This is a genomic window from Burkholderia sp. FL-7-2-10-S1-D7 (assembly GCF_001524185.1).
GTDB classification, from domain to species: domain Bacteria; phylum Pseudomonadota; class Gammaproteobacteria; order Burkholderiales; family Burkholderiaceae; genus Burkholderia; species Burkholderia diffusa.
Genome location: NZ_LOWY01000048.1, coordinates 1 through 21,810, shown reverse-complemented (window position 1 = coordinate 21,810; position 21,810 = coordinate 1). Strand labels below are relative to the sequence as shown.

At 66.5% G+C, this 21,810-nt stretch carries 13 protein-coding genes and 1 pseudogene; 9 read left to right on the top strand and 5 right to left on the bottom strand.

Features of this window, described 5'->3' with window-relative positions:
- The first annotated feature begins 26 nt into the window (after positions 1-26).
- Positions 27-1,175, top strand: coding sequence for a WD40/YVTN/BNR-like repeat-containing protein (locus tag WS75_RS16930; RefSeq protein ID WP_059681526.1), 1,149 nt, complete (start codon positions 27-29; stop codon positions 1,173-1,175).
- A gap of 49 nt (positions 1,176-1,224) precedes the next feature.
- On the opposite strand, the gene WS75_RS16925 is transcribed toward WS75_RS16930, so the two are convergent.
- The gene (locus WS75_RS16925) at positions 1,225-2,148 is read right to left on the bottom strand and encodes a LysR substrate-binding domain-containing protein (protein WP_059681524.1); all 924 of its coding nucleotides are present in this window, start codon (positions 2,146-2,148) and stop codon (positions 1,225-1,227) included.
- Positions 2,149-2,306: 158 nt separating this feature from the next.
- Between WS75_RS16925 and WS75_RS16920 the strand changes: the two genes are divergently transcribed.
- Positions 2,307-2,732, top strand: coding sequence for a PACE efflux transporter (locus WS75_RS16920; protein WP_059681523.1), 426 nt, complete (start codon positions 2,307-2,309; stop codon positions 2,730-2,732).
- 136 nt (positions 2,733-2,868) lie between these two features.
- On the opposite strand, the gene WS75_RS16915 is transcribed toward WS75_RS16920, so the two are convergent.
- The 4 genes and pseudogenes from WS75_RS16915 to WS75_RS16900 form a co-directional block, all read right to left on the bottom strand.
- The gene (locus WS75_RS16915; protein ID WP_059534053.1) at positions 2,869-3,816 is read right to left on the bottom strand and encodes a choline ABC transporter substrate-binding protein; all 948 of its coding nucleotides are present in this window, start codon (positions 3,814-3,816) and stop codon (positions 2,869-2,871) included.
- A gap of 110 nt (positions 3,817-3,926) precedes the next feature.
- Positions 3,927-4,928: a GlxA family transcriptional regulator gene (locus WS75_RS16910; protein ID WP_059681522.1), complete on the bottom strand. Its 1,002-nt coding sequence runs from the start codon at positions 4,926-4,928 to the stop codon at positions 3,927-3,929.
- A gap of 114 nt (positions 4,929-5,042) precedes the next feature.
- The gene (gene choW / locus WS75_RS16905) at positions 5,043-5,939 is read right to left on the bottom strand and encodes a choline ABC transporter permease subunit (RefSeq protein ID WP_059681521.1); all 897 of its coding nucleotides are present in this window, start codon (positions 5,937-5,939) and stop codon (positions 5,043-5,045) included.
- Positions 5,932-7,223 (bottom strand): annotated as a pseudogene (locus WS75_RS16900) (quaternary amine ABC transporter ATP-binding protein); the annotation flags it as partial. The gene choW and the pseudogene WS75_RS16900, both read right to left, overlap by 8 nt.
- Positions 7,224-7,698: 475 nt before the next feature.
- Here WS75_RS16900 and WS75_RS16895 point away from each other — a divergent pair.
- The 7 genes from WS75_RS16895 to WS75_RS32320 form a co-directional block, all read left to right on the top strand.
- Complete coding sequence (locus tag WS75_RS16895) at positions 7,699-11,097, top strand: DUF2339 domain-containing protein (protein ID WP_059681519.1); 3,399 nt, start codon at positions 7,699-7,701, stop codon at positions 11,095-11,097.
- Positions 11,094-12,446: a DUF3999 domain-containing protein gene (locus WS75_RS16890; protein WP_059681518.1), complete on the top strand. Its 1,353-nt coding sequence runs from the start codon at positions 11,094-11,096 to the stop codon at positions 12,444-12,446. Before WS75_RS16895 ends, WS75_RS16890 begins: the two co-directional genes overlap by 4 nt.
- A 299-nt stretch (positions 12,447-12,745) precedes the next feature.
- The gene (locus tag WS75_RS16885; protein ID WP_059681517.1) at positions 12,746-13,051 is read left to right on the top strand and encodes an NIPSNAP family protein; all 306 of its coding nucleotides are present in this window, start codon (positions 12,746-12,748) and stop codon (positions 13,049-13,051) included.
- Positions 13,052-13,362: 311 nt separating this feature from the next.
- Entirely contained in the window at positions 13,363-14,013 is a 651-nt protein-coding gene (locus WS75_RS16880; RefSeq protein WP_059681516.1) for an NADPH-dependent FMN reductase, read from the top strand.
- 224 nt (positions 14,014-14,237) lie between these two features.
- Positions 14,238-14,456 carry a hypothetical protein gene (locus WS75_RS16875; RefSeq protein WP_006749916.1) on the top strand — a complete coding sequence of 73 codons (219 nt, stop codon included), beginning with the start codon at positions 14,238-14,240 and terminating at the stop codon, positions 14,454-14,456.
- Positions 14,457-14,543: 87 nt separating this feature from the next.
- Positions 14,544-15,446 carry a hypothetical protein gene (locus WS75_RS16870; protein ID WP_059681515.1) on the top strand — a complete coding sequence of 301 codons (903 nt, stop codon included), beginning with the start codon at positions 14,544-14,546 and terminating at the stop codon, positions 15,444-15,446.
- Between the two features lie 1,068 nt (positions 15,447-16,514).
- A partial coding sequence (locus WS75_RS32320; RefSeq protein WP_257129402.1) for an ESPR-type extended signal peptide-containing protein occupies positions 16,515-21,810 on the top strand: 5,296 nt, incomplete at its 3' end.

Below are 21,810 nucleotides of genomic sequence, written 5' to 3'. Positions count from 1 at the left end.
GGCCGGACTTACTGGAGACACCCGACATGAACGATCGACTGCTCGTCGCGACCCGCAAGGGCCTGTTCGTGCTGCACCCCGACGGCGACGGCGGCTGGTCGCTCGGCGAGCCGCACTTCATCGGCGAACCCGTCAGCATGGCGCTGGCCGACCCGCGCGACGGCACGCTGTATGCGGCGCTCAATCTCGGCCATTTCGGCGTCAAGCTGCATCGCCGGCGCGCCGGTGCCGCCGCCTGGGAAGAATGTGCGGTCCCCGTCTATCCGCCGCAGCCCGCCGGCGCGCTACGCGCTGACGCCGGCACACACGCAGGCGCCGGCGATTCGGACGACGAAGCGCCTGCCCCGCCGCAGCCACCCTGGACGCTTCAGCAGATCTGGTCGCTCGAAGCAGGCGGCGCCGACGAGCCAGGCGTGCTGTGGGCCGGCACGATTCCCGGCGGACTGTTCCGCTCCGACGACGGCGGCGATTCGTGGGTGCTCAACCGGGCATTGTGGGATCGTCCGGAGCGTGCCGAGTGGTTCGGCGGTGGCTACGATGCAGCCGGCATCCATTCGGTGATGGTCGATCCGCGCGACAGCCGGCACGTGACGATCGGGATTTCGTGCGGCGGCGTCTGGCAGACCTTCGACGGCGGCGCGACCTGGCGCGTCAGCGCCGACGGCATGGAGGCCGACTACATGCCGCCCGAGCGGCGCGGCGAACCCAACGTGCAAGATCCGCACCGTGTCGTCCAGTGCGCGGCCGCTCCCGATGTGCTGTGGACTCAGCATCACTGCGCGATCTTCCGCTCGACCGACGGCGCGGCGCACTGGCAGCGGATCGAAGCGCAGCCGTCGAGCTTCGGCTTCGCGGTCGCCGTGCATCCGGCAGATCCCGACACCGCATGGTTCGTACCGGCGGTGAAGGATGCGTGCCGGATTCCGGTGAACGGCCGGTTCGTCGTCACGCGCACGCGCGACGGCGGCCGCAGCTTCGAGAGCCTGTCGAACGGGCTGCCGCCCGCACCGGCCTACGACCTCGTGTATCGGCACGGGCTCGCGGTGGACGACTCCGGCACGCGTCTCGCGATGGCGTCGACGACGGGAGGGTTATGGACGTCCGGCGACGGCGGTGAAAGCTGGCGTCAGGTCTCAGCGCATTTGCCGCCGGTGTATTGCGTGCGTTTCGGGTAACGAAGGATCTGAACGCCTCACGGCGGAATGCAGGCGCCGGACCGTTGCTTCACGTTCGCGGCGCGATTCGGGCCACCGCGCCGCGCGTGCGTGCGATTTCCGCTTCGAGCCAGTCGAGAAACCGCCTGACCTGCGGCTCGCGTTCCCGCCCGGGCCGGCATAGCGCGACGAAGCGTGCGCCGGCGAGCCGCACCGATGGCTCGATCGGCATCAATGCGCCGCGCTCGACGTGCTCGGCGACCAGCACGGAACTGAGCAGCCCGACGCCCTGCCCGTGCAATACCGCCTGCAACGCGTAGTGCTCGTCGTCGTAATGCCGGAACACCGCGCGTTCGAGCCACGCGTCGCGGCCCGCCGCGCGACACCACGACGCCCAGTCGATCGACACCGGCAGCGGCGTATCCCACACGGTCTCGATCAAATCGAGGCGCGCGTCCGAACGAAGCGCGTCGAACCCGGTAGCCGCATACGCGCCGAAATACTCGTCGATCAATGCAATCTCGTGCAGTGCCGGAAACGTGCGCGACGTCGCACGAATCGCGAGATCGATTCGCGCGTCGCGGTCGAGGTCGGCGAGCGTGTTGCCGGTTTCGACCTTGATGTTCAATTGCGGATCGACCTGCCGAAACCGGCCGAGGCGCGGAATCAGCCACATCGCTGCAAACGCCGGTGTAGTCGTCAACACGAGCGTACGCTCGCCGGTCGCTTCGGGCCGCACCGCGTCGAGCCCGCGGCTCAGTGCAAGCAGTGCATCGTGACTCGCGCGAAACAGGCGCTCGCCCTCCTCCGTGAGCCGCACGCCGCTCGCGCCGCGCTCGAACAGCAGCACGCCGATCCGGCTTTCGAGCGACTTGATCTGATGCGACACGGCAGCCGGCGTCACGGACAGCTCGTCCGCCGCAGCCTTGAACGAGCCGAGCCGCGCCGACGATTCGAATACACGCAATGCGGTCAGGGGAATTTTCGAGAACACGGGGCCTCGCGGGCCGGGTCCGGCCGGGTTGAATTCGATTCAATCCGGGTGAGATTAGGTGAATTGAAGCGCTCGTGCAACGCACGTAGCCTTGCGGGACGTCGTGGCACCGTGCCGCGCAAGAAACCGTCGAGTCACCGTCGAACCGGAGAAACAACGTGCAAGGCCTACCGCGCAGGATCACGCAGGCAGTGCTCTACGAAGCGATCGCCATTTCCTGCATCTCGCCCGCGATCGCGGCGATCTTCAAGCAGGGCCTCGTCTATTCGGGCGCACTGTCCGCGACGATGTCCGCGATCGCGCTGCTGTGGAACATGATCTTCAACGCGCTGTTCGAGCGCTGGGAAGCGTCGCGCCGGCAGCCGAAGCGCACGCTCGCGCGGCGCATCCTGCATGCGACCGGATTCGAGGGCGGGCTGATCTTCATCCTCGTGCCGGTCGTGTCGTGGTGGCTCGACATCTCGTGGTTCGACGCGTTCGTCGTCGACGTCGGGCTGTTCGCGTTCTTCTTCTGCTACGCGTTCGTGTTCCAGTGGGCATTCGATCGCGTGTTCGACGTACCGGCGGCGACGAAGGAATCGTGACGTTCGTTCGCGGCCCGGCGCTTCGCCGATCGGCTCCAGGCCCGAAAACAACACGGCCCGCCCGCGCGATACGGGAGGGCCGCGTTTCATCACGCCCGCGCGCCGCCTTCGGCGAGCGCGCCGTTCGTCTCGTCGCTCAATGCACGCCGAGATACGCCTTCACCGCCGGCAGGCCCGGCTTGCCGTCGATCGTCGTCACGCCCGCGAGCCACTTGTCGAGCGCCTGCGGATTCGCCTTCAGGTACTCGGCAGCGGCCTTGTTCGGATCCTCCTTGTTCATGATCGGCACCATCACGTGATTCTCGATCGTCGTCGTGAACTGCAGGTTCGACACGAACTTCGCGACGTTCGGGCAGCGCTGCGCGTAGTCGGGCGGCGTGGCCGTCAGCACCTTCGCTTCGCCGTAGTTCGGGCCGAACACGTCGTCGCCGCCGCTCAGGTAGTCGATCTTCATCTGCACGTTCATCGGATGCGGTTCCCAGCCGAGGAACACGATCCACTGCTTGTCGCGGATCGCGCGATTCACCTCGACCAGCATCCCGGCCTCGCTCGACTCGACCATCTTGAACTTGCCGAGGCCGAACTGGTTGCCGTCGATCATCTTCTTGATCAGCAGATTGCCGTCGTTGCCCGGTTCGATCCCGTAGATCTTGCCGTTGAGCTTGTCCGCGAACTTCTGGATGTCGGCGAACGACTTCAGGCCGCCCTGGTACACGTAGTCGGGCACCGCGAGCGTGTATTTCGCGCCGGTCAGGTTGGGCGTTGCGAGCACCTTGATCGTGCCGGCCTTCGTGAACGGCTGGATGATCGGATCCATCGTCGGCGACCAGTAGCCGAGGAACACGTCGATCTGCTTGCTCTTGATGCCCGCGAACGTGATCGGCACCGACGCGATCGTCTTGGTCGGCGTGTAGCCGAGCCCCTGCAGCATCGTCGATGCGAGCCCGGTGGTGGCCGCGATGTCGGACCAGCCGACGTCCGCGAAGCGCACGTTCTTGCATACGGGCGGGTCGGCCGCATAAACCGCCGACATCGGCGCCGCAATCCCGATCCCGCATGCCGCTGCGATCAATAGGCGCTTCATCTGTCTTCTCCTCAAAGTGACGTCGTTTTTCATGGGTGCGGGATCGAGTGTTGAAGCCGCGCGCCGAGATCCCGGCGGCGTCGCGGACCGAATGGCTCGCGCGGGTCGCGTCAGCGCCCCGGCAATCGTCGCTCGTAGCTCGGCGCGTGACCGAATTGCGCGCGATACGCCTTGCTGAAATGACATGGCGAATGGAATCCGCACGTCGTCGTCACGCGCGCGATCGATGCGTCGGTCGTGCGCAGCAGGTCGCGCGCGCGTTTCAGACGCAGCGTCAGGTAATAGTGGGTGGGCGATACATTCAGGTAAACCTTGAACATGCGCTGCAGGTGCCGCTGCGAAAGCCGCACGAGCCGCGCGAGCTCCTCGAGCGAAAGCGGCTCCTCGATGTTCGCCTCCATCAGCCGCACGACCTCGATCAGCTCCGCGCGCGAGAAACCGACGCGCGCATCGACGGGAATCGGCTGCGTGTCGGTCGAACTGCGGATGCGCTCCAGGATGAACTGCTCGGACACCTGCGCGGCGAGCTGCTGGCCGAAGCGCATGCCGACGAGGTTCAGCATCAGGTCGAGCGGCGCGGTGCCGCCGGTGCAGGTGAGCCGGTCGCGATCGACGACGAACAACTCGTCGGCGAACCCCACCTGCGGAAACTCCGCATGCAGCGCGGACAAGTTCTCCCAGTGCACGGTGCAGCGATAGCCGTCGAGCAGACCGCCCGACATCAGCGCATACGCACCAGTGCAGATGCCGCCCAGCGGCAGCCCGCGCTCGGCGAGCGCCACGAGCGTGTCGCGCGCGCCGTCGTCGACCACGTCGCGGATGCGGATCCCGCCGCACACGATCATCACGTCAGGCAGGTTCGTGTAGTCGAGCGCCTGGGTCGGCCGCACCGCGATGCCGTTGCTGGCATGCACGGGCGCACCGTCGAGCGAATAGATCGACCACTGGTAGTGGTTCGATCGCCCGACGTAGTTCGCCATCCGAAGCACTTCGACAGCGCTCGAGAACGCGATCATCGAGAAATTCGGCAGCGTCAGGAAGCCGAAATGGGCAAGGGACGAAACCGGTGAAACGCAAGCGGCGGGCACGGCGGCAGCGGCGGCGGACGTCACATCGGGCTCCTGGCGAATTGAGCAGGTTGCACGCAGCCAGCCCCGTGGCAAACGCCACGGAAGCCGGTATCGAATCAGGGGAGGCGGCCGGAGGGCGAGCCGGCCGCCGGTTGCTTACGCTTGCGCGGGCGTGGCCTTCGCGCGCAACAGTTGCTTCAGGCCCGAGAACAGCGGTGCTTTCACGGTGCCCGGCGCGCGGCCGAAGCTCTCGGTGATACGGTCGAGAATGATCGCGAGCAGCACGACCGACAGACCGCTTTCGAAGCCGAGGCCGATGTCGAGGCGCTGGATACTTGCAAGCACGTCGTTGCCGAGGCCGCCCGCGCCGACCATCGACGCGATGATCACCATCGACAGCGCCATCATGATCGTCTGGTTCACGCCCTGCATGATCGACGGCAGCGCGTTCGGAAACTGGACCTTGTACAGCAGCTGCCACGGCGTGCAACCGAATGCCTGGCCGGCTTCGACGATCTCGCGGTTCACGTGACGGATGCCGAGGCTCGTCAGGCGCACGGCCGGCGGCATCGCGAAAATCACCGTCGACAGGATCCCCGGCACGCGGCCGAGACCGAACAGCATCGCGGCCGGAATCAGATACACGAACGCCGGCATCGTCTGCATCAGGTCGAGGATCGGACGCACGATCGCGGCGACCCACTTGCTCTTCGCCGCCCAGATGCCGAGCGGAATGCCGAGCACGAGGCTGACGATCGTCGACGACAGCGTGAGGCCGAGCGTGATGACCGTCTGGTCCCAGAAGCCCGTCGCGAAGATCAACAGCAGCGACGCGGTGGTGAACAGCGCGAAGCGCCAGCCCACGCGCCACAGACCGACACCGATGAAGATCGCCATCATCAGCCACATCGGGATCGCCTGCAGGCTGTGCTCGACGAATGCGGCGAGGCCCTCGATCGCGCGGCCGATCGTATCGAACGTCGCCGCGTCATGGTCGAGCAGGTAGTGAACGGACTGGTCGACCCAGCTACCGAGCGGAATCATTTCAGACATGGGAGCCTCGCGAGCGCGTGATGGCCTTCAGGATAAGTGCGCGATCGACCGAGCCGCAGTAGCAGCCGTCGTCGTCGACGACGGGCAGCGCATTCGGGCTCGCGACGACGCGCGCGACGACATGTTCGAGCGACGCATCGCGCCGGATGCTTTCGACCGGCCGCACGGACGGCGTGTCCTGACCGATCGCCTCGCGCGTGACGAAGCCGCGGATCTTGCGGGCAGCGTCCAGCACGAACGCGTATTCGGCACTGCCGTTCAGCGTCGCCGCGACGTTCGCGGCATCGCACTTCGACATGGTCGGCACGGCGCCCGTCTGCATCAGGTCGCCCGCCGTCAGATAGCGGCTCGTGTCGATGCCATCGAAGAACGCGCGCACGTAGTCGTCGGCCGGGTTCGCAATGATGTCCTGCGGCGTGCCGACCTGCACGAGCCTGCCGCCTTCCATGATCGCGATGCGGTTGCCGATGCGCAGCGCCTCTTCCAGATCGTGCGACACGAACATGATCGTGCGGCGCTGTTCCTTCTGCAGTTGCAGCAGCACGTCCTGCATTTCGCGGCGCTTGAGCGGATCGAGTGCGGAGAACGCCTCGTCCATGATCATCAGCGACGGATTCACGGCCAGCGCGCGGGCCAGGCCGACGCGCTGCTGCATGCCGCCCGACAGCTCGGACGGCAGCTTGTGCGAGAACGGTGCGAGGCCGACCTGCTCGAGCACTTCCATCGCACGGCGTTCGCGTTCCTTCTTGCCGATGCCTGCGACCTCGAGGCCGAACGCGGCATTCGATACCACGGTGCGATGCGGCATCAGCGCGAACGACTGAAACACCATGCTCATGTCCTTGCGGCGCAGCGCCGTCAGCGCGGAGCGGCGTGCCGACGCGACGTCGAGCCCGTCGATCAGCACCTTGCCGGCGCTCGGGTCGACCAGCCGGTTCACGAGGCGGATCAGCGTGGATTTGCCGGAGCCGGACAGGCCCATCAGCACGAATATTTCGCCTTCCTGCACGTCGAACGATACGTTGTGCACGCCGACGACCTGACCGGTACGCTTGAGCACATCGTCTTTCGTCGCGCCGGCAGCGAGCATGTCGAGCGCCTGCTGCGGGTTGCTTCCAAATACCTTGCACAGACCTTCGACCACGACCTTGGGGGCATCCATCGAAACCTTCTCCTCGTGTAGCGGGGACTCACGCGTCGCATAGCGTGCCTACATAGTTGCCAGAAAAAACCCCGACCTGCCGACGAATTACGACAAACGCTTGCGCAAATACGACACACCCGGCAGCCCCGCCACGCGGGGCGCGGCGCCCGGCGGCACTCGATTGCGGCGATGCAATACGCGCAAGGCCAATAGCGGCGGGCATCTCGAGCATGACTTGTGCGCAGCAGCGCGACGCGCGAGCGGCGCCGTTTTGCACCAACCCGCGGAGGCCGCGCGTCGCTTTGCGACAATTCCACGTCCGATCGGATGGCGTCGCCTGCCCCTTCGCGGGAAAAGAATGGTCGTACGAAAACCCGCATCGCTAACGTGCGACAGCCACGTTTCGCAGCCCGCCCGCAACCCAGAAAATCCCCCATGGCCATTGTGATACATTGCCCGCAACCACGCCGATCGCGACGTCGCCGCCCGCCTTGGGCGTGGCGCTGCGCCGACGGCGTGCGCATGCCGGTTCGCCTGCCGGCCACACTGAAACAGCCTCGATCGGGCCGCGCGCCGATCGAAGGACGATAACGAAACGAGAGAGGGAGCAAGGCGATGAATTGGGCTTTTGCCGCAATCGGTTTCATCGTGGGCGGTATCGCCGCATTGTTCGGGGATTTCTCCGCCGCCAACGGCACGCTGCTCGGCGCGGCGGTGGGGTTCTGCATCGGTCACGCGCTGCAGCAACGCAAGCGCAAGAGCGGCGGCACGATACCCGACGCATTCGCGATTCACGCCAATCCCGCGACACCGCAACCCGCTCCCGTGCCGCTCGCCGATCGCGTCGCGCGCCTCGAAGCGACGGTCGACGCGCTCACGCGCGAGCTCGATGTGCTGCGCGGTCAACTCGCGGGCGCGAAGGCCGGTGCCGCCACGACCGGCGCCGCCGCGCAAACGCCGCCGGCGACGCCCGCCACCGTCACGCCGTCACCCGCCGCAATGCCGCCGCGGCCGTCCTTGCAGCCGGCCGTCGCGCGCGCCGGCGTGGCGCCGTCGACGTCCATCCCGGCTCCCGCACCGGCAGCCGCCACGCGAACGAGCGACGCGACCGCCGCTGCCGGCGCGCCGACGAATCCGCCCGCGACGCCTTCGCCATCTGCGCCGCCCGCCGCGCCGAAACCCCGCGAACCCGGCATCGCCGAACGCGCGTTCCGCGCCGCTCGCGACTGGCTGCTCGGCGGCAACACGGTCGTGCGCGTCGGCATCATCGTGCTGTTCTTCGGCGTCGCGTTCCTGCTCAAGTACGCAGCCGACAACAACATGCTGCCGATCGAATTCCGCCTGGCCGGCACGGCACTCGCCGCGGCGGCGCTCCTCGCGATCGGCTGGCGCGTGCGTGCGCGCCGCACGGCATACGGCCTCGTGCTGCAGGGCGGCGGCATCGGCATCCTGTACCTGACGATCTTCGCCGCGACCAAGCTCTACGCACTGCTGCCGGTCGGCGCGGCGTTCCCGCTGATGGTCGCGGTGTGCGCGCTGAGCGCGTTCCTCGCGGTGAAGCAGAACGCGCTGCCGCTGGCATTCATGGGCAGTGCGGGCGGCTTTCTCGCGCCGGTGCTGCTGTCGACCGGCCACGGCAGCCATGTCGCGCTGTTCAGCTACTACGCGTTGCTGAACGCGGGCATCTTCGCGATCGCCTGGTTCAAGGCCTGGCGCCCGCTGAACCTGCTCGGTTTCGTGTTCACGTTCACGATCGGCTCGGCATGGGGCGTGACGGCATACCGCCCCGCGCTGTTCGCGACCACCGAACCGTTCCTGATCCTGTTCTTCCTGATGTATGTCGGCATCGCGCTGCTGTATGCGGTGAAACGCGAACTGGCGCTGCGCCACTACGTGGACGGCACGCTCGTGTTCGGCACCCCGATCGTCGCGACGGCGCTGCAGGCGGCGCTCGTGAAGGACATGCCGTTCGGGCTCGCGTGGAGCTCGGTCGCGCTGTCGGCGTTCTACGTCGCGGTCGCCGCATGGCTCGCGCGGCGCCGCGACCGTCTCGCGCTGCTGTTCGAAGCGATGCTCGCGCTGGCGGTGATCTTCGCGACGCTCGCTGTCCCGCTCGCATTTTCGGGCCCGACGACGAGTGCCGCGTGGGCGATCGAAGGCGCGGCGATCGTGTGGGTCGGCGTCCGCGAGAAACGGCTTGCGCCGTTCGGCTTCGGCCTGCTGATGCAGCTCGCCGCGGCCGGCGCATTCTTCACGAGCCTGCTCGGGCCGGCCGACACGAGCGCGCTGCCGGTGCTCAACAGCCCGTATATCGCGATGCTGCTGATCGCGCTCGCCGGGCTGTTCACGGGCTGGTGGCTGCACGGGCGCGACGAAGCGCGCGCGTGGCACGCATGGATGCCGGACGTCGGCGCGGCGGCCGCGGCCTGGGGGCTGCTGTGGTGGCTAAGCGGCGGGCTGCACGAGATCCTCGTCTATGCGAGCCGCCACGTCGATCTGCATGCGGACCGCTTCGTCGTCGACGCGACCGCGCTGTTCGCAGCCGGCACCGCATGGCTTGCACACGTCGCGCGCCGCAAGCTCGCCTGGCCGATCGCCGAATGGCCCGCGCTCGCGCTGACGCCGGTGCTCGCGCTGCTCGCATTGCGCGCGTTCGATGCGCACGAGGCGCCACTGTCGGGCATGGGCGCGTTCGCGTGGCCGATCGCCGTCATCGCATGCTATGCGCTGCTGCTGCGTCAGTCGCGCGGCACCGCGGCGGCTGGCCCGGTCGCGGGCGCGATGGGCACGTCGGCCGTGGCGGCCCTCCCCGCCCCGGTGATCGCGCCGCTGCACACGCTGATGTTCTGGACGTTGTGCGGACTCTTCTCGCTCGAAGGCTTCTGGCGCCTGCGCGCGTTCGTGCCCGAAGGCGCGTGGAGCTGGAGCGCGTGGGCCTACGGCTTCGGCGCGCTGCTTCTGCTGGTTTCGGGCCCCGGCTCCCGCCTGCGCTGGCCCGTCGCCGCGTTCCCGCGTGCGTATCAGGTGTGGGGGGCCGCGCCGCTCGCCGCGCTGCTGTGGCTGTGGAGCATCGCCAGCGTGACGAGCGACGGCGATGCGTCGCCGCTGTTCTGGCTGCCGCTGCTCAATCCGCTCGACGTCGCGCAACTGCTGATCTTCGTCGCATTCGCGACCTGGCTGCGCCGCCTGAAGACGCTCGATGTCGTCTGGCATCCACTCGCGGCCGACCTAGCGGCGCTCGCGACCGTGTTCCTGTGGTTCAACGCGTTGCTGCTGCGCACGCTGCATCACCGTTTCCACCTCGCCTACGACATCGACGCCGTGCTGTCGTCGTTCGGCATTCAGCAGGTGTTCATGGTCGGCTGGAGTCTGTTCGCGTTCGCCGGCATGTGGCTGACGCGCCGCGACGGCATCGCGCGCGTGTGTGCGCTCGCGTCCTTGCCGCTGATCGTCGTGATGTGGGTCTGGACCTTCTACGCGAACTTCACGCAGGACGGCGGCAGCTGGGCGCGCGTCCCGCTGCTCAATCCGCTCGACCTCGTGCTCGTGGTGGTCTATGCGCTCGCCGCGTCGTGGTTCGTGCGCGCGCGCAAGCTCGGCTGGTCGTTCGGCAACTACCGCGTCGAGTTGCTCGGCGCGGCCGGCGCGACGGCCTTCCTGTGGCTGAACGCGATCCTGTTGCGTACGCTGCATCACTGGACCGGCGTGCCGTACGCGTTCGATGCAATGGCGGAATCGACGCTCGTGCAGGCGTCGGTTTCCGTGTACTGGACACTCTGCGCGCTCGCGACGATGATCTGGGCCACGCGCCGCGGGTTGCGTCCGCTGTGGTTCGTCGGCGCCGCGCTGCTCGCGCTCACGGTGATCAAGCTGTTTCTGTTCGACCTGTCGCACGTCACCGGCATCGAACGTATCGTGTCGTTCATCGGTATCGGCATCCTGCTGCTGTTGATCGGCTATTTCTCGCCGCTGCCGCCGAAGGCCGCGGCCCAACGGGACGAACACCAACCATGAAACGACTCGCAGCCCTGCTCAGCCTGAGCCTGCTGACGTCGTTCGCGGCGGCCGACGGCACGCCCGGTGCCGAACGCGTTGCCCAACGCTTCTCGCTGGATCTCGACGGCACCGCCGCGTATTACCAGCTCACCGTGCCGCAGGCCGTCTATGCGGCCAGCCGGCGTGACGATCTCGGCGACGTGCGCATCTTCAACGGCAACGGCGAGCCCGTGCCTTACTCGCTCGATGCGCCAGCGGCGGCGGCCGTGCCGCCGTCGCGCACGCCGGTGCACTGGTTCCCGCTGCCGCAGGCGCGCGCCGACGACGGGCTCGCACCGCTCGGCGTGTCGGTTGCGCCGGACGGCTCGCTGCGCGCAGCCGTCACCGCGCCGGCGCGCGCGAAGCATGCGGCCGATCTCGTCGACCTGTCGCACACGGACGGCGAGGTGGACGCACTGCTCGTGCACATCAGCGACGACAGCTACCAGGGGCGTGTCGCGGTCGCCGCGAGCGACGACCTGCGCAGCTGGCGCTCGCTCGGCAGCACGCAACTGCTGAAGGTCGGGCGCGGCGGCGACATGCTGATACAGGAACGCATCGCGCTCGAAGGCACAGGTCCGCGCTACCTGCGGCTCGACTGGCTCGACGGCGCGCCCTCGATCGGGTCGATCGAGACCGAAACGCGACCGCACGATGCACGCACGGCGGACAGCGCAGCCGTGCCGCGCCAATGGCGCGAAGCCGCGCACATGCGGGCCGGCAGTGCGCCCGGCGAGTATCTGTTCGACACCGACGGCGCTTATCCGGTCGACCGCGTGCGCATCGACCTTCCACAGCCGAATACGGTTGCGCGCGCAACGCTACAGAGCCGCCCCGACGCGCAAACGCCGTGGCGCGACGTCGCCGGCGGGGTGCTGTTCCGGCTGCAGGGCAAGGGTGGCGAACAGCGCAACCCGCCGCTGGCGTTCGCGTCGAATCCGGATCGCGCGTGGCGAATCGTCGTCGACATGCGCAACGGCGGGCTCGGCGGCGGCCAGCCGTCCGTCGTGGTCGGCTGGCATCCGGCCGCCCTGACGTTCGTCGCGCGCGGCACGCCGCCGTTCACGCTCGGTGTCGGCAATGCGTCGCTGCCGTCTTCGGCCGTGGGCCGCGATGCGCTGCTGGTCGGGATGGCGCCGGAAGTGCGGCCCGCGCGCGTCGGCGCGGCACTGCCGGTCTCGGCGGCCCCGTCGGAGCCGGCCGCCGACAAGGACGCGATCCGCCGTTACGTGCTGTGGGCGGCGCTGGTCGTTGCGGTCGGCGTGCTCGGCACGATCGCGTGGCGCCTCGCGCGCGGCGGCAGCGACACGCACACACGCGACGATTGAGACCACGCCGGCACGACGAATCAGGCCGCAGCCGCACGCCGCGAGACGTCGCAAGAAGCGGAACGATGGCGTGAGAGTGTGCATGCGCATGCGTTCGGCGCCTTCGAACACGCGGCTGCACTCACCGATCGTTGCGCCCGCAAGCAGTCCGTGACGCGCACGTCGGCGTCGATGCAAGTCGGCACGCGCGAAACCTAGCCCGCGATGCACGAAGCCGGCGCGAGCGCGGCCGGCGCCTCGTTGACACGACCGGTGACGCGATCCAGACTCGCTGATCCTCAACCGCACCGCGAGCGCCCATGGTCACCTGCTTCCTTCGCTACGTCATCGATCCGTACAAACTCGAGCAGTTCGAAACCTACGGCAAGATGTGGATTCCGCTCGTCGAGCAATTCGACGGCACGCACCACGGCTACTTCCTGCCATCCGAAGGCGCCAGCAACATCGCGCTCGCGATGTTCTCGTTCCCGAGCCTTGCCGAATACGAGCGCTATCGCGAACGCTCGAAAACCGATCCCGCCTGCCAGGCCGCGTTCCGGTATGCAGAGGAAACGCGCTGCATCGTCAGCTACGAGCGCAGCTTCTTCCGGCCGGTGTTCGCGTAACGCCGCATAACGCCCGCGCATCGCACCCCCTTTCCGGCGCCGGACGAAAAAAAGCCCCGCCTGCATCCGCGCGGCGGGGCCAACCCATGTCAGTAGAGACATCATGGAGGAGACGGGCCCATCTTATCGAGCGCGGCACGCCGTCCCAACCAAGCATTTCTGCTATCCATCTGCGTCGCCGCGCGCACGCTCGCCCCATGCGCATGGCATATCGATAGAACGAAAAGTCGTTTTCACAGTGGCGGCGGCGTCGTTACCATCTGGTTTTAAGCCTGTGCTTAGCCGGGCAAGCCATCCTCTAGGAGCGCCCCTTGACTGCATTCGATCAACACCGCCGCCCGTTCGTGGTCGGCATCGGCGGGACCACCCGAGCCGCGTCGTCGACCGAGCGCGCACTGTCGTTCGCGCTGCGCGGCGCGCAGGCTGCCGGCGCACGCACGCGACTGTTCGACGGCCCGTTCCTGCATACGCTGCCGCACTACGCCCCCGAACACAAGACGCTGACCGACGCGCAGCGCGAGCTGATCGACACCGTGCGCGAAGCCGATGCGATCATCATCGCGACGCCCGGCTATCACGGCGGCGTGTCCGGCCTCGTGAAGAACGCGCTCGACACGCTCGAGGAACTGCGCGCCGACGAGCGCCCGTACCTCGACGGCCGCGCGGTCGGCCTGATCGTCACGGCTTACGGCTGGCAGGCCGCCGGCACCGTGCTGACGTCGCTGCGTTCGATCGTCCACGCGCTGCGAGGTTGGCCGACCCCGTTCGGCGCCACCGTGAACACGCTCGAAACGCGCTTCGACAGCGCCGACGGCTGCTCGGATCCGAAGGTCGTCGCACAGCTCGAAACCGTCGGCTCGCAGGCAGCCGAATTCGCGCTCGCGTTCGCGTCGCATCGCGCGGCCGCGCATGCCGCATCGGTCGACGCGCTCGCCCCGGTGCTGAAGATCGCCAACCAGTAACCCCAGCCTCCCCGCCGCCCGCGCCCGGCCGACGACGTTCGCCGCGCGCGGGCGCGCGTGTCCGACCGTCCGGCGCGCATCGCGACGTCGCCCGCCTGCTTCATGCCGACTCCCCGCACCGATAACTATCAGGCCCGCCACGTGATTTGCATTGGCCGAAAGATTGGTTCACGCGTGCCGCGGGTTTTCGTACGCTGAAAGCCCGAACCTTCCATGCGCATGCCATGAACCGCACGATCCGCTACAAGGGATACGAAGTCGCCCCCGCTGCCGCCCGGCTGCCCAACGGGCTGTTCGCCGCGAACCTGACGATCGAGAAGGCAAGCGGTGGCCCGTCGCCGCGCGCCGTGTCGTTCGACGCGATCGATTTCTTCTTCGAAGAGGAGCATGCGCTGGCGTACGCGTCGCGCTGGGGACGCCTCTGGGTCGACACGCAGGCCTGAGCGCAACGCAGCGCAAGGCGGCTCGAAAATACGCGATTACGAAAGCTATGCAAAAATCTTTCGACTCGTAATCGCATTGCAACAGCCATGTCCGACACGCTGCAGAAAGACCATGCAGCGGCAGATCACGCCATGCGCAACTGGACCTTCGAGCACCACGGTTCGGTCAGGATCGGTTCCGATGCGCACAGGCAGATGTTCTGCCGCATGCTGCTCGATACGCACAACCCGTACAAACCGGCCGTCATCGACTGGCCGCCACTCAAGCCCGACGAACTCAAGCGGCTCACGTCGCTGCCGATCTGGGACATCGCCGTGCAGACCGAAGGCCGCGCGTCGATCCGCGTCGCCACCTTCGCGGCGACCGTCGGCGATCCGCTGTTGCGCCAGGCGCTCGAGATGGACGGCGCCGAGGAGGCACGGCACAAGGTCGTGCTGTCGAAGCTGGTGCAGGCATACGGCATCGCGCTCGCCCCCGAACCGCCCTATCCGGCACCGAACGACCCGGAATGGTCGTGGATGGTGACCGGCTTCAGCGAGTGCATCGACAGCTTCTTCGCGTTCGGCCTGTTCCGCTCGGCGCAGCGCTCCGGCTTTTTCCCGCCCGAACTCGTCGACACCTTCGAACCCGTGATCCAGGAGGAAGGCCGGCACATCCTGTTCTTCGTGAACTGGTATGCGTGGTACTGGCGGAGTTTGCCGTGGTGGCGCCGGCCGTGGTTCTTCGCACGGGTTGCGGCCGTGTGGGCGTTCCTGATCTGGGAACGCATCGGCATCGCGCGCGGGATCGATGCGGACGGCGTCGCGCACGACGCGAACTTTCCGGCGACGAGCACCGCCGACATCGGCGATGCGCTCAACCCGCGCGAACTGATCGAACTGTGCCTCAGCGAGAACGACCGGCGGATGGCCGGGTACGACAAACGGCTGCTGCGCCCGATGTTCGTGCCGCGCATGGCGCGCCTCGCGCTGCGATTCCTGAGGAAATAAGGCGGCGGCGGCAGGTTCGCGGCGTCGCCGTGTCCGGGGCGATTTACCGCATCGCCCGGACCGGGTAGCACAACCACGACGTGCGGCCGCGCCCGCCATCGGCACGGCGGCACACACTGTCGGACGAAAACGAGCAATCCTCCGGCTTGCATCCAGCGTTGGCTGGCGCGACGTCACGCCAGCCAACGCGCGCCCATCCCTCCGATAGTACTGATCCGACGCGCTTGCACGTCGTCTTGCCTCCCGCGGCATGTCCGCCCTGGCCAGCAAGTTCGAGTCACCGTGGCTCAAATCTGACGTTTCCTGCTCGCTGCTCCCGTTGCCCTCAACTCGCGCGTCTCCGACCGTCGTCGTGGACGATCCGGCACGCCGTCCAATTCGCCTCCGAACCCACCACACGAAATACGTCAATAGAGCAGATTCCACTCGGGAATCCCAATGGCTGAGTCAATGCCTCGGTAGCATTTTTTTACAACTTCGTGACGCCGGCCACCGGGGAAGGCCCGCCCCACGGGCGAGTGCGACCGGCGAAATGCGCAAACCAGCATAGCCAGACGATCCTGCCCTCATGTTTTTTGATTTTTCAGAAAACCAATTAAACGCAATTAAAAATCCCATCAAAATCTCAAATTAACAAATTAACCAAACCGCCCGCTTCGTTTCAGCCAGCACCCCATCAAGTATTACGATCCCGAAAGATTAACGTTTGCCGCAAACGTTTGCCGTTTCATTCATCTTACTTTTTGTGTCTCTCAATGCGCGCCACGACGCGCGAGAATCACGCATACCATTGATTTTTATGTGATTTTAAAAACGCCACCGCATCCGGAGGCACCCTTCGCTCAGCACCCCGCATATTTTCAACTTTCTTACACCCAGATGCATCAAAACGCGATGTATTAACCATTTTTTAACTTTCAAAGCGTTCCGTTTTTCACTGTTTGTCAATCTCAAAATACCGCCTCAAATAAACTCCGCACATCAATTTTGAGATTCGCGCGAGCGCACGGCAAATTCATCTAACGAAAGAGACCGGTGTGTGGCTTGCGTATTTGGAGGCAGTACGACATGAACCGCACATACCGCACGATCTGGAACGAAGCTCTTGGCGCCTGGGTCGCGGCATCCGAACACGATGCGGCACGGGGTAAGCCGAACAAGTCCGCCGTCGTGAAGGCCGTGGCAACCGTCGCGCTCGTCGCGGGAGCGGCCGCCGGCAACGTTGCGCACGCGCAGTATTTCGCCGGCGGCGGCACGTCGACGGGCGCCCAGGCGATTGCCATCGGCGGTAACGGGGGCAGCACGACAACGGCCAGCGGCGCGACCTCGATTGCGATCGGCGCGAATGCGACGGCGTCCGGCAGCTATTCGCAGGCATTCGGGCAGGCCACGACGGCGACTGGCTCAAGCTCGATCGGCATCGGCTCCGGCGCGAAGGCGCTCAACACGGGCGCGACCGCCGTCGGCAACGACTCGACCGCATCGGGCACGAGCTCGATCGCGATCGGAGGCGGCAACAGCTCGGGCACGGGTGGTGCGGTCGCGGCAGGCACCAACGCGATCGCGCTGGGCCGATTTTCGAACGTCAACTCGGCGACGACGTCAGGCATCGCAATCGGTTCGAACGCGACCGTCACGTCGGTCGGTACCAACGGCACCGCGCTCGGTTCGGGTGCCACTGCAGCCGGCTCCGGCGCATCCGCCATCGGCAACGGCGCAACGGCAACGGGCACCAACGCGATCGCGCTCGGCGGCACGGCCAACTACACATCCAGCGTCGCGATCGGTGCAGGCAGCGTGACCGGCGCGGCAGCGCCGACGGGAACGGGCTATCTGACGGGCAGCGCCGCGCCGACGTCGGAAGTGTCGGTCGGCAGTTCGACGGCCCTGCGTCGCATCACGAACGTCGCCGACGGCTCGGCACCGCAGGACGCGGTCACCGTGTCCCAACTCAGCACCGGGATGAGCACGACGACGAGCGCGATCAACAGCTTGTCGACGTCGGCATCGACCGGCCTCTCGTCGGCTAATAGCTCGATCTCGTCGCTTTCCACGTCGACCTCGACGGGGATCAACTCGCTGTCCACCGGCCTGAGCTCGACCAACAGCTCGGTCGCGTCGCTGTCCACGTCGACCTCGACCGGCATCAGCTCGTTGTCCACCGGCCTGAGCTCGACCAACAGCTCGGTTACGTCACTGTCGTCGTCCACGTCGACCGGCCTCTCGTCCGCTAATAGCTCGATCTCGTCGCTCTCGACCTCGACCTCGACGGGCATCAACTCGTTGTCCACGGGCCTCAGCTCGACCAAGAGTTCGGTTGCGTCGCTGTCGACCTCCACGTCGACCGGTCTCTCGTCGGCAACCAGCTCGATCTCGTCGCTGTCCACCTCGACTTCGACCGGCATCAGCTCGTTGTCCACGGGCCTCAGCTCGGCCGATAGCTCGATCAGTTCGCTGTCCACGGGCCTCAGCTCGACCAACAGCTCGGTGACGTCGCTGTCGACGTCCACGTCGACCGGCCTGTCGTCGGCAACCAGCTCGATTTCGTCGCTCTCCACCTCGACTTCGACGGGCATCAACTCGCTGTCGACCGGCCTGAGCTCGACCAACAGCTCGGTCACGTCGCTGTCGTCGTCCACGTCGACGGGCCTCTCGTCCGCTAATAGCTCGATCTCGTCGCTCTCCACCTCGACTTCGACGGGCATCAACTCGCTGTCGACCGGCCTCAGCTCGACCAACAGCTCGGTCACGTCGCTGTCCACGTCGACCTCGACCGGCATCAACTCGTTGTCCACGGGCCTCAGCTCGACCAACAGCTCGGTGGCTTCGCTGTCGTCGTCCACGTCGACCGGCCTCTCGTCGGCTAATAGCTCGATCTCGTCGCTCTCCACCTCGACTTCGACGGGCATCAACTCGCTGTCGACCGGCCTCAGCTCGACCAACAGCTCGGTCGCGTCGCTGTCCACGTCGACCTCGACCGGCATCAGCTCGTTGTCCACCGGCCTGAGCTCGACCAACAGCTCGGTTACGTCACTGTCGTCGTCCACGTCGACCGGCCTCTCGTCGGCTAATAGCTCGATCAGCTCGCTGTCCACGTCGACTTCGACTGGGATCAACTCGTTGTCCACGGGCCTCAGCTCGACCAACAGCTCGGTCACGTCGCTGTCGTCGTCCACGTCGACTGGCCTCTCGTCCGCTAATAGCTCGATCAGCTCGCTGTCCACGTCCACCTCGACGGGGATCAACTCGCTGTCGACCGGCCTCAGCTCGACCAACAGCTCGGTCGCGTCGCTGTCCACGTCGACCTCGACCGGCATCAGCTCGTTGTCCACCGGCCTGAGCTCGACCAACAGCTCGGTTACGTCACTGTCGTCGTCCACGTCGACCGGCCTCTCCTCGGCCAATAGCTCGATCAGCTCGCTGTCCACGTCGACTTCGACTGGGATCAACTCGTTGTCCACGGGCCTGAGCTCGACCAACAGCTCGGTGGCTTCGCTGTCGACCTCCACGTCGACCGGCCTGTCGTCGGCTAATAGCTCGATCGGCTCGCTGTCCACCTCGACCTCGACGGGCATCAACTCGTTGTCCACGGGCCTCAGCTCGACCAACAGCTCGGTGGCTTCGCTGTCGACCTCCACGTCGACCGGCCTGTCGTCGGCTAATAGCTCGATCTCGTCGCTGTCCACGTCCACCTCGACGGGCATCAACTCGTTGTCCACGGGCCTGAGCTCGACCAACAGCTCGGTCACGTCGCTGTCGTCGTCCACGTCGACCGGCCTCTCGTCGGCTAATAGCTCGATCAGCTCGCTGTCCACGTCCACCTCGACGGGGATCAACTCGCTGTCCACAGGTCTGAGCTCGACCAACAGCTCGGTGACGTCGCTGTCCACCTCGACTTCGACGGGCATCAACTCGCTGTCGACCGGCCTCTCCTCGGCTAACAGCTCGATCAGCTCGCTGTCCACGTCCACCTCGACGGGGATCAACTCGCTGTCCACGGGCCTCAGCTCGACCAACAGCTCGGTGACGTCGCTGTCCACCTCGACTTCGACGGGCATCAACTCGCTGTCGACCGGCCTCTCCTCGGCTAACAGCTCGATCAGCTCGCTGTCCACGTCCACCTCGACGGGGATCAACTCGCTGTCCACGGGCCTCAGCACTGTCACGACCAAGACCGACAATCTGGGCAGCAGCACCGCCGCGGCCCTCGGCGGCGGCGCGAGCTACAACCCGGCAACCGGCACGGTTTCCGCTCCGTCGTACACGACGTACAACGCGAACGGCACGACGTCGACCGCCAACAGCGTCGGCTCGGCGATCGACAGCATCAACAGCCAGGGCATCAAGTACTTCCACGCAAATTCGACAGCAGCCGACAGCCAGGCGCTCGGCACCGATTCGGTCGCGATCGGCCCGAATGCCATCGCCAACAACGCCGGCGACGTCGCACTCGGCAGCGGCTCCGTCACCGCAGCGCCCAACGCGACGCCGACGGGTACCGTCGGCGGCGTGACCACCACGTTCGCGGGCGGCAATCCGAGCAGCGTGGTGAGCGTCGGCAATGCGAGCACGGGCACCACGCGTCAAATCACCAATGTCGCGGCAGGCCAAATCACGGCGACCAGCACGGACGCGATCAACGGCTCCCAACTCTTCGCGACCAATTCCATCGTGGATTCGCTGTCGACGACGGTGTCGTCGTCCAGCAGCGCGATCTCGTCGCTGTCGACCGGCATCACTTCGTTGTCGACGGGGCTCAGCTCGACTGATAGCTCGGTGGCATCGCTGTCGTCGTCGACTTCGACGGGGCTGTCGTCGGCAACCAGCTCGATCTCGTCGCTGTCCACGTCGACCTCGACCGGCATCAACTCGCTGTCGACCGGCCTCAGCTCGACCGATAGCTCGGTCGCTTCGCTGTCGACCTCCACGTCGACCGGCCTGTCGTCGGCGACCAGCTCGATCAGCTCGCTCTCCACCGGCCTCAGCTCGACCGATAGCTCGGTGGCTTCGCTCTCGACCTCCACCTCGACCGGCCTGTCGTCGGCGACTAGCTCGATCTCGTCGTTGTCCACGTCGACCTCGACGGGCATCAACTCGCTGTCGACCGGCCTCAGCTCGACCGACAGCTCGGTCGCTTCGCTCTCGACCTCGACCTCGACCGGCATCAACTCGTTGTCCACGGGCCTCAGCTCGACCGACAGCTCGATCTCGTCGCTCTCGACCTCGACCTCGACCGGCATCAACTCGTTGTCCACGGGCCTCAGCTCGACCGACAGCTCGGTGGCTTCGCTGTCGACCTCCACGTCGACCGGCCTCTCGTCGGCAACTAGCTCGATCAGCTCGCTGTCCACGTCGACCTCGACGGGCATCAGCTCGCTGTCCACGGGCCTCAGCTCGACCGATAGCTCGGTCGCTTCGCTGTCGACCTCGACGTCGACCGGCCTGTCGTCGGCAACCAGCTCGATCAGCTCGTTGTCCACGGGTCTGAGCTCGACCGACAGCTCGGTGGCTTCGCTCTCGACCTCCACGTCGACTGGCCTCTCGTCGGCAACTAGCTCGATCTCGTCGTTGTCCACGGGCCTCAGCTCGACCGATAGCTCGGTCGCTTCGCTGTCGACCTCCACGTCGACCGGCCTGTCGTCGGCGACCAGCTCGATCAGCTCGCTCTCCACCGGCCTCAGCTCGACCGATAGCTCGGTGGCTTCGCTCTCGACCTCCACCTCGACCGGCCTGTCGTCGGCGACTAGCTCGATCTCGTCGTTGTCCACGTCGACCTCGACGGGCATCAACTCGCTGTCGACCGGCCTCAGCTCGACCGACAGCTCGGTCGCTTCGCTCTCGACCTCCACGTCGACCGGTCTCTCGTCGGCGACCAGCTCGATCTCGTCGCTCTCGACCTCGACCTCGACCGGCCTCTCGTCGGCAACTAGCTCGATCTCGTCGTTGTCCACGTCGACCTCGACCGGCATCAGCTCGTTGTCCACGGGTCTGAGCTCGACCGACAGCTCGGTCGCTTCGCTCTCGACCTCGACGTCGACCGGCCTCTCGTCGGCAACCAGCTCGATCTCGTCGCTGTCCACCTCGACCTCGACCGGCATCAGCTCGCTGTCCACGGGCCTCAGCTCGACCGACAGCTCGGTCGCTTCGCTGTCGACCTCGACGTCGACTGGCCTGTCGTCGGCAACCAGCTCGATCTCGTCGTTGTCCACCTCGACCTCGACCGGCATCAACTCGCTGTCCACGGGCCTCAGTTCGACCGATAGCACCGTGGCTTCGCTGTCGACTTCCACGTCGACTGGTCTGTCGTCGGCAACCAGCTCGATCAGCTCGTTGTCCACGTCGACTTCGACCGGCATCAACTCGC

What these genes read in the sequence shown, in the direction of transcription:
- WS75_RS16930 (WP_059681526.1), top strand. Translation starts at nt 27, where the DNA reads ATGAACGATCGACTGCTCGTCGCGACCCGCAAGGGCCTGTTCGTGCTG.
- WS75_RS16915 (WP_059534053.1), bottom strand. Translation starts at nt 3,816, where the DNA reads ATGAAGCGCCTATTGATCGCAGCGGCATGCGGGATCGGGATTGCGGCG.
- choW (WP_059681521.1), bottom strand. Translation starts at nt 5,939, where the DNA reads ATGTCTGAAATGATTCCGCTCGGTAGCTGGGTCGACCAGTCCGTTCAC.
- WS75_RS16895 (WP_059681519.1), top strand. Translation starts at nt 7,699, where the DNA reads ATGAATTGGGCTTTTGCCGCAATCGGTTTCATCGTGGGCGGTATCGCC.
- WS75_RS16890 (WP_059681518.1), top strand. Translation starts at nt 11,094, where the DNA reads ATGAAACGACTCGCAGCCCTGCTCAGCCTGAGCCTGCTGACGTCGTTC.
- WS75_RS16885 (WP_059681517.1), top strand. Translation starts at nt 12,746, where the DNA reads ATGGTCACCTGCTTCCTTCGCTACGTCATCGATCCGTACAAACTCGAG.
- WS75_RS16875 (WP_006749916.1), top strand. Translation starts at nt 14,238, where the DNA reads ATGAACCGCACGATCCGCTACAAGGGATACGAAGTCGCCCCCGCTGCC.
- WS75_RS16870 (WP_059681515.1), top strand. Translation starts at nt 14,544, where the DNA reads ATGTCCGACACGCTGCAGAAAGACCATGCAGCGGCAGATCACGCCATG.